Raw genomic sequence first — 11536 nt, forward strand, 5'->3', positions numbered from 1 at the left:
GGCAAGCGAAGCAGCCCGGTCATTCGAAAGGGTGCTCCATGGCACGGGAAAGGGCGACGCCGGCCCGTTCGACGGAGAAGTGTTGCCGAACGTTTTCGAGTCCGGCCTCGGAAAGCGCCATCCACAGACTCTCATCGCGATGCAGTCGCAGGATGGCATCCGCCATGGCGGATGGGGTATTTGCGACGAGGGCTTCCTTGCCGTCGTTCAGATGCATGCCTTCGGCAGCGATTTCGGTGAGTACGACGGGAAGCCCGTGGCTCATGGCTTGGTTCACCTTGCCTTTTACACCCGCACCAAATCGAAGCGGGGCCACCGACACCAGCGAGGAGGCGAGTAGCGGGCGCAGGTCCGCCACACGTCCGTGGACGATCACGCCGGGGTGCTCGATGGAACGACGGGACTCTTCATCGATATCTCCCGCCACGTGCAGGATGATCGACGGGTCTTTTTCGCGAAGGAGCGGCAACACGTCGGCGATGAACCAGCGAACCGCGTCTCCGTTAGGCGGATGGCCGAAACCTCCGACGAAAAGAAGGCCTGAACGCCCGTGATATCCCTGGTCCCGGCCATGTGCCTCATGGATGTTGCTGACCACTTCCACGTGTGCTGTCGGCGCCTCTCGCTCAAGGATCAGGCGCTCGTCGTCGCTCACCACAAGGGTGATGTCGCAGGCTTCCACCATGGCGAGTTCCCGGCGCCGGGACCGGTTCGCTTGCCGCAGCAGGGCTTGCGCGCCAGTGATCTCCGCGGCGCGTCGCTCGCGTATGAAATGGAGATCGACGGTATCGAAGATGATTCGTGCCGCAGGTGCCCTGTGCCGGACGATATCCAGGTATTGATCCGCCACCGGAAGACGACACAGCATGACAGCATTAATCGCATTACCTTGCTGAGCCAGCCAACGCAAGGGGGACTCCCGCACGAGTCGTACGCCCAACTCGGCCAGGCGCGTTTCGGCGGAGGGCGTGGCATGACCGTCGTCGGCAATGAAATCGATCCGCCACCCCGAGCCGTTGAGCAGTCGGAGCATCTGGATCAGCCGCATGGAACCTGAGTCGCGAGTGGCGTCGGGGGGCAGGCTATCGATCACCAGCGCCCGCCGAGGGGCGAAGCCCTCGGCGGGAGGGCGTAGCACCGCGGTTCGCGAGGTTGTCTCGTCGAAGGCATCCTTCGATCGACGGATATGGCGGAGCGTTCCGGTCCAGCCTCGCAGGGCGATACTGGACGCCAGGCGCCGAAACAACAGATGGATACGGCGTAGCCTCCAGCGAAGTTCCATCAGAGATTCTGGTAGTTGGGCCCCGAGCCGCCTTCCGGCGTCACCCAGGTGATGATCTGGTAAGGGTCCTTGATATCGCAGGTCTTGCAGTGCACGCAGTTCGCCGAGTTGATCTGCAGGCATTTGCCGGCCTCGTCCTGGACGATCTCATACACGCCCGCCGGGCAGAAGCGCTGGCAGGGGTTGCCGTACTCGGTGGTGCAGCGATCGACGCAGATCGAGGTGTCGGCCACCTTCAGATGCACCGGCTGGTCCTCGTCATGCTCGGTGGCGGCGAAGTAGACGCTGGCGAGACGGTCGCGCGGTGCGAGCGTGCGCTCCACGTAATCCTTCTTCGGCGCCTCGTACTGACCGAGCTTGTGCAGCGACGACCAGTCGGCATGGTTTTTCAGTGTCCACGGCGACTTGCCGCCGGTGACCGTTTCCCAGGCGGCGTTGATCAGGCCCCACCACAGGCCCTTGTTGAAGCCCGGGCGGATGTTGCGGACCTTCTTCAGTTCGTCCATCACGGCCGAGCCGCGGAGTTTCGCGTCCCAGCCCTTGCTGTCGAGCGCGGAGGCCACGAGGTGTTCGGCCGCCAGCATGCCGGAGGCGATGGCTTGGTGCGTGCCCTTGATCTTCGGCACGTTGACGAGGCCGGCCGAATCGCCGACCAGGATCGCGCCGGGCATCTCCACCTTCGGCAGCGACTGGAAGCCGCCCTCGACGATGGCGCGGGCGCCGGCCGAGACGATCGTGCCGCCGTCGAGCAGGCCCTTCACGTTGGAGTGGTGCTTGAACTGCTGGAAGGCCTCGAACGGCGAGAAATTCGGGTCGGGGTAGTCCAGGCCCACGACGAAACCGACGGCGACGCGATCGTTGTCGAGGTGGTAGAGGAAGCTGCCGCCATAGGTGTCGCTGGGCAGCGGCCAGCCAGCGGTGTGCACGACCTTGCCAGGCTCGGAACGGCCCGGGGGAAGCTGCCAGAGCTCCTTGATGCCGATGCCGTAGGTCTGCGGGTCGCTGTCCTTGTCGAGGTCGAACTTCTTGATGAGGGTCTTGCTGATGTGGCCGCGGCAGCCTTCGGCCAGCACCGTCACCTTGGCGCGGATGTCGATGCCTTCCGTGTATCCCGGCTTGTGCGTGCCGTCGCGGGCGATGCCCATGTCGCCGATGCGCACGCCGTTGACCACGCCGGCCTCGTCGAACAGCGCCTCGGCGGCCGCGTAGCCCGGAAATACGTCGACACCGAGGGCCTCGGCCTGCGGCGCCAGCCAGGCGCAGGTGGCGCCCAGGCTGACGATGACGTTGCCGTGGTTGTTCATCTGCGGCGGCGTCACCGGCAGCTTCGAGCTGGAGGCGTGGTCGCGCAGGATCCAGAATTCGTCATGCGTCACCGGCACGCAGATCGGCGGCGGGTTGTTCCGCCACTCGGGCAGCAGGCGGTCGAGCGGGGCGGTCTCGATCACGGCGCCCGAGAGGATCTGGGCGCCGATGGTGGAGGCCTTCTCGATGACGCAGACCGACAACTCCGCATTGAGCTGTTTCGCACGGATCGCGAACGCCAGGCCGGATGGACCGGCGCCGACGACGACGATGTCGTATTCCATGGTTTCGCGTTCGCTCATGGCTGGCTCACTCAAACTCGGGCTGGCGGGGAAGACACGCGCCTCCCCGGCGCGCATGTGACCGGTCATTGTCCGATTTCGTCGCCGGGCGGGCAAATACCTGTTTGAAACGACCCATGCTGCATTGCGAGGGGTTGCATGCCCTTCACAAACCGCGTTCATAATCGTCCCACGTGCAAGGAGATTTCATGAACACGATGCCGCCGGTCGCCGATACCGACATGCGCCGCGCCACGCTGCTGCAGATCCTGCATTGGCTGGCGATCGGCCGGATACAACCGCAGGCCTTGTCCGACGTCTACCAGGACGCCATCGAGCGCCTGAATCCGAGCCTGAACGCCTTCGTCGATTTCAGCGTCTCCCTGATCCAGGAGCAGTCGGCAGCGGCCGACCGCCGTCGCCGCGACGGGGTGATCGGGCGCCTCGATGGCATGCCGATCGCCATCAAGGACAACTTCGATGTCGCTGGCGTGCCGACGCGCGCCGGTATGCGGCGGCGCAGCGTGGTGCCCGAGGAAGACGCCCATGTGGTGGCGCGTTTGCGCGCGTCCGGCGCCGTCCTGCTGGGTAAGACCAATATGGACGAGGGCGCGCTGGGGCTCACCACGAACAATCCATTCCATGGCGCGACGCACAATCCGCATCGACTGGGCTACACCGCGGGCGGCTCGTCCGGCGGTGCGGCAGCCGCCGTCGCCGCCGGCATGGCCGTGGCCGCCATCGGCTCGGACAGCCTGGGTTCGATCCGGGTGCCTGCCAGCTACTGCGGTGTGTACGCGCTCAAGCCCACCCATGGCGAGATTTCCGCCCGGGGCCTCGTACCGGCCGCCCGTCGACTCGATGCCGTGGGCCTGCTGGCGCGTGGCGTGGACGATCTCACCGTGCTCTTGCAGACCCTGGCCGGCTACGACGCCGACGACGCGCGCTCGCGCCGCCGCCGGGTGGCCTTTTCGCCGCCCGACTGGGAGCCGGGCAACCTGCGAACCGGTTTTCTGCCCGATCTGGCGGCGATCGGTGTCGAACGTGATGTCATCGACGTCTTCCAACATGCCTTGGGTCAGCTCAAGGGAGAACTCGGCGAGCGGCGTAACGTCGATTTTTCCGACTGGGACTTCGCGCGGACGCGTCGTGCGGGCCTGCTGTTGATGGAGGCGGAGATGCTCAACACCTTCGCGACCGAACTGGCCGACGAGGCCTATCCGGTCTCCGCCGGTTTCCGCCAGATGGTGGAGTTCGCTGCGAAGAAATCCGCCGCCGACTATGTCGCGGCCGACCTGGTGCTCGACGCGGCCACGCTGAAAATGCGCCGCCTGTTCGCCCAGGTCGACGTGCTGGTGTTGCCGACCACGCCGCAGGGGGCTTTTCCGCTGGATGGCCCCGCGCCGGCCTCGCAGGCTGATCTTTGTAGCTTCGCCAGCCTGGCCGGCTGTCCTTCGGTGAGTATTCCGATGGGCACGCTTCCCAATGGATTGCCGATCGGCATGCAGTTGGTGGGTGCGCGCGGTTCCGACCTGCGCCTGCTCGAACTGGCTGCCGTCTGCGCGTCCTCGCTCGATGCGGAGCCGCGCTATCCCGTGGAGCCCGTCTGACTCGCTGGCAGGTCATCGCGTTACCCGGCGCGGACGTCCGCTTCGCGCCGGATTGGCTCGATCCTCGGGAAGCCGATCGTCTGCTGGCCGTCCTTCACGAGGAGATTCCCTGGGAAACACACCGGTTGCGCATGTTCGGTCGCTGGGTGGATTCGCCCCGGCTCAACGCGTGGGTGGGTGATCCGGGGGCGAGCTATCGGTACTCGGGGAACACGTTCGAGCCTTATCCGTGGACGCCGACCTTGCTCGCATTGCGCGAGCGGGCGGAACAGGCGTGCGGTACGCGTTTCAATAGCGTGCTGGCCAACCTTTATCGCCACGGTGGCGAGTACACCGGATTCCACGCAGACGACGAGCGCGAACTGGGCCCCGAGCCGATCATCGGGTCGATCAGCCTCGGTGCGCAGAGGACGTTCCGGTTCCGGGCGAAACAGGGTGGCGACACGGTCGCGGTCGAACTGACCCACGGTAGCCTGCTACGCATGGGCGAGGGTACGCAGCGTCTCTATAAGCATGACTTGCCAGTGCGCAAGCGCGTCACCACCCCGCGCCTGAACCTCACCTTCCGCTATATCCATCCCCTGTAGGAGCGCGCTTGCGCGCGATCCGCGGCAGCGGCAATCTGGCCCGCTACGCGGGATCGCGCGCAAGCGCGCTCCTACAAGAGCAGGCATGGCAGTGGCAGAGTGGCCCGCTGCCGCGGATCGCTACGGTGTTTTCAACGTCCAGCCCACCACGTCGCCCGACAGCTTGTCCATCGCCCGACCGAAGGCCTCGACCACCTGCGGCACCTCTTTCCCTGCCACGGGTTCGCTGACTTCGAAACGTCGGCTACCCACGATGCGATGCCGACGGGTGTCGGCGATGACGGCGTCGTAGCGGATCGTCACCACCGGCTTGCCATCCACATAGTCGGATTGGAATGCGGCAAGGCTGCCACCGAGCTCGTAATCGGCGGCGAAGCTGCCGTCGTCGGTGCTGAGCGCAGGAATGCGACCGCTGTCCCGGAAGGCGTTGGCGAGCCGGTCGCGGAACAGGTGTGGTGCCGTGTCGCTCCAGCGTGCCCCGGCATACACCGTGATGGTGTTGGCCTGCGGCACGACGGCGATACGCGCGTTGTCGAGCGAGCGCGGCGCGTTCGGCGATGCGATGCGGAGCGCCCAGGTTACCGTGGCGGGAGCCTGCGGACGTGCGCCCGGTGCGGATGGCAACGTATAGACCTTGGACATTTCCTGCTTGGGCAGGATCGAGCAGGCGGAAAGCAGGGCGACCAGCGGCAGGGCGAAGCGGGCGCGGCTCATGGGGTGAACTCCTGGGTCTTTTCGCGGCCGAACAGGTAACCGCTGGGGTTTTCGTCGAGGCGACGGGTGATCGAACGCAGCGAGCCCAGCGTGTCGCGCAGTTCGCGCAGCGCGGGGGCAAGTTCGCCGAGACTGGCCGCGCCACCGTTGATCGCGTCGCTGTTGTCGTTGAGCAGGCGGTCGATGGTGCCCATCGAACGCTCCAGTGAGCCCATCGCACGCTGCGCGCTCTCCAGGGTGGCTTTGCCCTGGCCTTCGACCAGGCCGTTGGCGTTGTGGATGAGCGTCTTGCTCTCGGCCAGCGTCTCGTTGGCCTGCTTCGTCGCCGACGCCAGTTGGTGGATCAGCTCGCGGATGTCCTCGCGCTCGTCGGCGATCACCCCGGTGGTGCGGTCGAGGTGGTCGAGCACGTTCTCGATATGGTGGACGTTTTCCTTCGACAGCAACTGGTTCGCGCGGGCGGCGGCCTGGTTGATGTTGGTGATGAGATCTTCGCCGTTGGATAGCAATCGTGCGAGGGGCGACGGGTCGGCGATGATCACGGGCACTTCGCCGTCGTGGCCCACGAGCAGGGCGCTGCCCGGGGTGCCACCGGAAAGCTGGATGATCGCCACGCCGGTGACACCGGTCAGCGCGAGCTTCGCGTGGGTATCCGTGCGCAGCGGCGTATCGCCGGTGACGCGGATGCGGGCGAGTACGCGACGGGGGTCTTCGGGGTCCAGGCGCAGCTGCATGACATCGCCCAGGCGGATGCCGTTGTACTGCACCGCGCCGCCCCTCGAAAGACCGGTGACCGCCTCGTTGAAGACGACGTCGTAGTAGTTCCACTCCTGGTCGGAATGGGCCTTGGCGAGCCAGACCCCGAAGATCAGGGCGGCGATCACGACGATCACCGTGAACAGGCCGATCAGGATGTGGTGGGCGCGCGTTTCCATGGGATCAGTCCTTGCCTTGCGTGGCGGCGAAGGTGGCCGCGCGACCGCGCGGGCCGTTGAAGTACGCCTGTACCCAGGCATCGTCGGTGCGGGCCACCTCGTCGATCGGGCCGACGGCGAGCACGCGGCGTTGCGATAGCACCGCCACGCGATCGCAGGTGGAGTACAGGGTGTCCAGGTCGTGGGTGACGAGGAACACGGTGAGACCCAGCGCGTCGCGCAGGGTGACGATCAGGCTGTCGAAGGCGGCCGCGCTGATCGGGTCGAGTCCGGCGGTGGGCTCGTCCAGGAACAGGATCTCCGGATCGAGCGCCAGCGCGCGGGCGAGCGCGGCGCGCTTGATCATGCCGCCGGAGAGTTGCGCGGGATACTTTCGCCCTGCGTCCACCGGCAGCCCCGCGAGGGCGAGTTTCACGCCGGCAAGGCGCTGGGCATCGGGGCGGGGCAGTTTCGCGTGCTCCACCAGGGGCAGCGCGACGTTCTCCGCGACGGTCAGCGAAGAAAACAGCGCGCCACTCTGGAACAGCACACCGAAGCGTCGTTCGACCAGCGAGCGGCGTTCTTCATCCAGCGCGAGCAGGTTCTCCCCGAATACGCGGACTTCGCCGGCCACGGGACGTACCAGTCCTACGATAGTTCTCAGCAGAACGGATTTGCCCGTGCCCGAGCCGCCGACGATGCCGATGATCTCACCGCGCCGTACGTCGAGGTCGAGGTCCTCGTGCACCGTCTGCGAGCCGAAGCGATTCACCAGGCCGCGGACCTGGATCACCGGTTCGACCGCGGTCGCCTGGGTGGGGAGCGCGCTCACCAGCCCATCTCCATATAGAAGAGTGCCGCCACGGCATCGAGCAGGATGACCACGAAGATCGACTGCACCACGGCCGAGGTGGTGTGTTCGCCCACCGACTGGGCGCTGCCCGATACCTTGAAGCCTTCCATGCAGCCGATCGTGGCGATCATGAAGGCGAACACCGGGGCCTTGGCCATGCCGACCAGGAACTGCGCGATCGACATGTCGTCCTGGAACATAGTCAGGAACATCGACGGCGACATCTTCAAGGTGGCCAGGCAGACGACGGCACCGCCGACGATGCCGGCAAGCATCGCGACAAAGGTGAGCAGAGGCAGGGCGATCAGGAGGGCGAGCGTGCGTGGCAGCACCAGCAGCTCGATCGGATCCAGGCCCAGCGTACGGATGGCGTCGATCTCCTCGCGGGCTTTCATGGAGCCGATCTGCGCCGTGAACGCACTGGCGGTACGGCCCGCCAACAGGATCGCGGTGAGCAGCACGCCGAATTCACGCAGGAAGGCGAAGCCGATCAGGTCGACCGTGAAGACGCTGGCGCCATAACTGGCCAACGCCGTGGCGCCGAGGAAGGCGACCACCGCGCCGACCATGAAGGAGAGCAGGGCAAGGATCGGCACCGCGTCCAGGCCGGTCTGTTCGATGTGCGACACCAGCGAGGTGACCCGCCAGCGCGATGGGCGCCACACCGTGGAGGCGAAACCTTGGAGGGTGATGCCGATGAAGCCGAGCAGTTTGGCCGTCTGCTTCCAGAACGAGGCCATGGCCTTGCCGATCCGCTCCAGCAGCACGACGAAACCGGCGTCGCGCACCGGCTTGTTTCCCGTGCAGTAGGTGTCGATGGCGTCGGCGACGGTTTTCAACAGCGCGCGGCGGGCGGCGGGGAGCGCGGTGTCCTGCGCCAGCGCCTGGGTACGCGCGCTGCCGAGCAGTTCGGCGATGACGAACGCGCCGGAGGTGTCCATGGCCCCCAGGTCGTGGATATCCACCTGGACGTCCGTTCCCATATCACCGGCCAGTTCGTTGGCCCGGTGTTGCAGGTCCACGTAGTGCGGCAGTGTCCAGTCGCCACGCAGGGTCAGCCGTGCGCCGCCCGAATCGCGGGTGAGGGAGACGGTGCCGGGCAGGGAGGGGGTCGCCATGAGGGGAAGGCTAGCAGGACTCGATGTTGCGGTCGCGCTTGGCCTTGCGCCCCAAGGGCCCGATAATGGTCGACCGCTTCGCCCGCCATCCCCTTCAAGGTAAGACGATGACCGACAAGACCGAACTCAATGCTTCCCACCGCGAGCTTGGCGCCCGCATGGTCGACTTTGGCGGCTGGGACATGCCGATCGCCTACGGCTCCCAGATCGAGGAGCACCATGCCGTGCGCAAGGACGCCGGCATGTTCGACGTCTCCCACATGACCGTGGTCGACCTCACCGGCGAAAAGACCCGCGACTTCCTCCGCAAGCTCGTCGCCAACAACGTCGACAAGCTCGCCAAGCCGGGCAAGGCGCTCTACACCTGCATGCTCAACGAGGAAGGCGGCGTCATCGACGACCTCATCGTCTACTTCCTGCGTGAAGACTTCTTCCGCCTGGTGGTGAACGCCGCCACCCGCGCGAAGGATCTCGCCTGGATCGAAAAGCAGGCGGCCGCGTTTGGTGTCTCCGTACGCGAGCGTCCGGAATTCGGCATGATCGCCGTGCAGGGACCGAACGCGCGCGCGAAGCTCATCGGCTTGCTGCCGTCGGACGTCCAGGAGAAGGCGACCAAGCTCGGCAAGTTCGCCGCCATCGAGATCGAAGGCCCGAATGGCATGCCGCTCTTCCTCGCCCGCACCGGTTACACCGGTGAAGACGGTTTCGAGGTCGTCGTGCCGAACAGCCGCGTCGTCGAACTGTGGAACCTGCTGAAGGACGCCGGCGTCGCGCCGGCCGGCCTGGGCGCGCGCGACACCCTGCGCCTGGAAGCGGGCATGAACCTCTACGGCCAGGACATGGACGAAACCGTGTCGCCGTGGGAGGCCGCGCTGGCCTGGACGATCTCGCTCGACGACGGCCGCGACTTCATCGGCCGCACCGCGCTAGAGAAGCACAAGGCCGATGGCGTGAAGCGCGTGATGGTCGGCCTGGTGATGGACGACAAGGGTGTGCTGCGCCACGGACAGAAGGTGCTCACCGCCAACGGCGACGGCGAAATTCTCTCCGGCGGTTTCGCGCCGACGCTCGGCAAGTCGATCGCCTTCGCCCGCATTCCGGCCGGCGAGCCGGGTGATGTCCGCGTGGACATCCGCGGTCGCGAGGTGCCGGTGCGCGTCGTGACGTTCCCCTTCGTCCGCGACGGCCAGCCCAAGGCGGGCATCTGATCCGCACACATATATATATGTAGGAAGGGGAGCGACGCGGTCGCTCCCCTCTTTCGATACGGCGCCCGCTTTCCCGTCACGCCCAGACCGGTACAATTGGCCGCTACCATCACCTCAGCCCCGAACCGAGACATCGAGGACCACACCCATGAGCGACATTCCCGGCGATCTGAAATTTGCGAAGTCCCACGAGTGGGTGCGCGTCGAGCAGGACGGCACCGTCACTGTCGGCATCTCCGACCACGCGCAGGCGCAATTGGGCGACCTGGTGTACGTCGAATTGCCGGAAGTGGGCAGTTCCGTGCAAGCCGGCAACGGCACGGCCGTGGTCGAGTCGGTCAAGGCCGCCTCCGACATCTACTCGCCGCTCTCCGGTGAAGTGATCGCGGTGAACGAGGAGCTCGCCGACGCTCCCGAAACGATCAACTCCGACGCCTACGGCGACGGCTGGATCTTCAAGCTGAAGATCAGCGACAAGTCCGAACTCGACAACCTGCTGACGCCGGACGAGTACTCCGAACTGGTCGAGAACGAAGACCACTGATCCTCGTCGGATCGCTCGACCCCCATGCCGGTCGTCCCTCGACCGGCATTTTTTTGTCCGGGGCGGGTCTTCCGGGAAATTTTTTTTCCCGGTCAGTCGAACTCCGTTCATCCCCCGAAAGCGGTCCTTCGGGGACCGTCTGGCAGCGGTCGAAGGACATGCGCAAACGCGTTGTCAACGCGTTTCGCATTTCGGGCGATTAACGGGAAACATCATTATTTAAGGTATTTCTTGAATCGCATTGCGTACTTCAGGACATGCCGGTGCAATGCCGGATTACCCGGTGGCGTCATTCAAAATGACGCCGATGACTTGGCCAAATGGAATGCCGGGCGTGGATATGCGTCCGCAAGACCTTCAATTTAGAGCCAAAATTTATTGACACCGGATATGTTCAGGAATAGCTTTTGCGTCAATTGACGGGGAACCCGGAAATGGAAACACAGACATTCATCAGGCCGTATGTGGATCACGGTGCAAAAGCAGGATCGGTTCGCAAGATCACAGTCTCGATTCCGCTGCATGTGCTCCGGCTACTTTCCGATGAACGTACTCGCTGACAGGTGAACAATTTGAGGCACGCGACGAACAGCGACCTGCTGGTCGAAGCGTTCCTCCACGCTTTTACTGGGCAACCACTGCCAACTGATGAGGAGCTGAGACGAACCATGGCCACTGCCAAGAAAGCCACTGCCAAGAAGCGTACCGCCAAGAAGGCGGCCACCAAGCGCGTTGCCAAGAAGGCAACCGCCAAGAAGGCCGCCGTCAAGCGCGTTGCCAAGAAGGCAACCGCCAAGAAGGCCGCCACCAAGCGCGTAGCCAAGAAGGCCACCGCCAAGAAGGCTGCCGTCAAGCGCGTTGCCAAGAAGGCAACTGCCAAGAAGGCCGCCCCGAAGAAGGCTGCTACCAAGCGCGTCGCCAAGAAGACCGCTACCAAGACCGCCCGTAAGCCCCGCGTCGCCAAGAAGGCTGCCGGCGCCAAGGCTCCGCGCGCCACGCGCGTCGCCAAGGCTCCGAAGGCCGCCAAGGCTCCGCGCGCTCCGCGTGCCGCCAAGGCCGTCAAGGCCTAAGCTTTACCCGCTTCATCCAATAAGAAAGCTCGTGTCGAATTCCCTCCCCG

General features: G+C 65.2%; 10 protein-coding genes and 1 pseudogene. 5 read left to right on the forward strand and 6 right to left on the reverse strand.

The genetic code is table 11. The features are described from left to right. Positions 1-19: 19 nt before the first annotated feature. Both GAK28_RS07490 and GAK28_RS07495 read right to left on the reverse strand, forming a co-directional pair. Positions 20-1048: a glycosyltransferase family 4 protein gene (locus GAK28_RS07490; RefSeq protein WP_291776714.1), complete on the reverse strand. Its 1029-nt coding sequence runs from the start codon at positions 1046-1048 to the stop codon at positions 20-22. Between the two features lie 233 nt (positions 1049-1281). Next, positions 1282-2889, reverse strand: a complete 1608-nt coding sequence (locus GAK28_RS07495; RefSeq protein WP_291776716.1) for an electron transfer flavoprotein-ubiquinone oxidoreductase — start codon at positions 2887-2889, stop codon at positions 1282-1284. Positions 2890-3077: 188 nt separating this feature from the next. Between GAK28_RS07495 and GAK28_RS07500 the strand changes: the two genes are divergently transcribed. Beyond that, positions 3078-4478 carry an amidase gene (locus GAK28_RS07500; RefSeq protein WP_291776718.1) on the forward strand — a complete coding sequence of 467 codons (1401 nt, stop codon included), beginning with the start codon at positions 3078-3080 and terminating at the stop codon, positions 4476-4478. Beyond that, positions 4475-5065 (forward strand): alpha-ketoglutarate-dependent dioxygenase AlkB, encoded by a 591-nt coding sequence (locus GAK28_RS07505; protein WP_291776772.1) that lies wholly within the window; start codon positions 4475-4477, stop codon positions 5063-5065. The genes GAK28_RS07500 and GAK28_RS07505 overlap by 4 nt, the downstream gene beginning before the upstream one ends. Positions 5066-5185: 120 nt before the next feature. Here the strand turns inward: GAK28_RS07505 and GAK28_RS07510 are convergent, their stop codons facing one another. Genes GAK28_RS07510 through GAK28_RS07525 form a run of 4 tightly spaced genes read right to left on the reverse strand, consistent with a single transcriptional unit; the run spans position 5186 to position 8664 of the window. Further along, a complete protein-coding gene (locus GAK28_RS07510; protein ID WP_291776719.1) occupies positions 5186-5779 on the reverse strand; it encodes an ABC-type transport auxiliary lipoprotein family protein in 594 nt (197 codons plus the stop codon). Next, entirely contained in the window at positions 5776-6714 is a 939-nt protein-coding gene (locus GAK28_RS07515) for an MlaD family protein (protein ID WP_291776720.1), read from the reverse strand. Before GAK28_RS07515 ends, GAK28_RS07510 begins: the two co-directional genes overlap by 4 nt. A gap of 4 nt (positions 6715-6718) precedes the next feature. Next, complete coding sequence (locus tag GAK28_RS07520; RefSeq protein ID WP_291776721.1) at positions 6719-7525, reverse strand: ABC transporter ATP-binding protein; 807 nt, start codon at positions 7523-7525, stop codon at positions 6719-6721. Beyond that, the gene (locus GAK28_RS07525) at positions 7522-8664 is read right to left on the reverse strand and encodes an ABC transporter permease (RefSeq protein ID WP_291776722.1); all 1143 of its coding nucleotides are present in this window, start codon (positions 8662-8664) and stop codon (positions 7522-7524) included. The genes GAK28_RS07520 and GAK28_RS07525 overlap by 4 nt, the downstream gene beginning before the upstream one ends. A gap of 107 nt (positions 8665-8771) precedes the next feature. Here GAK28_RS07525 and gcvT point away from each other — a divergent pair, with 107 nt between their 5' ends. The 3 genes and pseudogenes from gcvT to metJ all read left to right on the forward strand — a co-directional run bounded on the left by gcvT (position 8772) and on the right by metJ (position 11486). Then, complete coding sequence (gene gcvT, locus GAK28_RS07530) at positions 8772-9872, forward strand: glycine cleavage system aminomethyltransferase GcvT (protein WP_291776723.1); 1101 nt, start codon at positions 8772-8774, stop codon at positions 9870-9872. A 148-nt stretch (positions 9873-10020) separates the two neighbouring features. Further along, positions 10021-10416, forward strand: coding sequence for a glycine cleavage system protein GcvH (gene gcvH, locus GAK28_RS07535; protein WP_291776724.1), 396 nt, complete (start codon positions 10021-10023; stop codon positions 10414-10416). A gap of 434 nt (positions 10417-10850) precedes the next feature. Then, positions 10851-11486: pseudogene (gene metJ, locus GAK28_RS24885) on the forward strand (met regulon transcriptional regulator MetJ). Positions 11487-11536 lie beyond the last annotated feature (50 nt).

Source organism: Luteibacter sp. (assembly GCF_009912395.1).
Classification (GTDB): Bacteria; Pseudomonadota; Gammaproteobacteria; order Xanthomonadales; family Rhodanobacteraceae; genus Luteibacter.

Excerpts from the sequence above, each read along its gene's own strand:
- GAK28_RS07490 (WP_291776714.1), bottom strand. The coding sequence starts at position 1,048 with ATGCGGCTGATCCAGATGCTCCGACTGCTCAACGGCTCGGGGTGGCGG.
- GAK28_RS07495 (WP_291776716.1), bottom strand. The coding sequence starts at position 2,889 with ATGAGCGAACGCGAAACCATGGAATACGACATCGTCGTCGTCGGCGCC.
- GAK28_RS07500 (WP_291776718.1), top strand. The coding sequence starts at position 3,078 with ATGAACACGATGCCGCCGGTCGCCGATACCGACATGCGCCGCGCCACG.
- GAK28_RS07510 (WP_291776719.1), bottom strand. The coding sequence starts at position 5,779 with ATGAGCCGCGCCCGCTTCGCCCTGCCGCTGGTCGCCCTGCTTTCCGCC.
- GAK28_RS07515 (WP_291776720.1), bottom strand. The coding sequence starts at position 6,714 with ATGGAAACGCGCGCCCACCACATCCTGATCGGCCTGTTCACGGTGATC.
- GAK28_RS07525 (WP_291776722.1), bottom strand. The coding sequence starts at position 8,664 with ATGGCGACCCCCTCCCTGCCCGGCACCGTCTCCCTCACCCGCGATTCG.
- gcvT (WP_291776723.1), top strand. The coding sequence starts at position 8,772 with ATGACCGACAAGACCGAACTCAATGCTTCCCACCGCGAGCTTGGCGCC.
- gcvH (WP_291776724.1), top strand. The coding sequence starts at position 10,021 with ATGAGCGACATTCCCGGCGATCTGAAATTTGCGAAGTCCCACGAGTGG.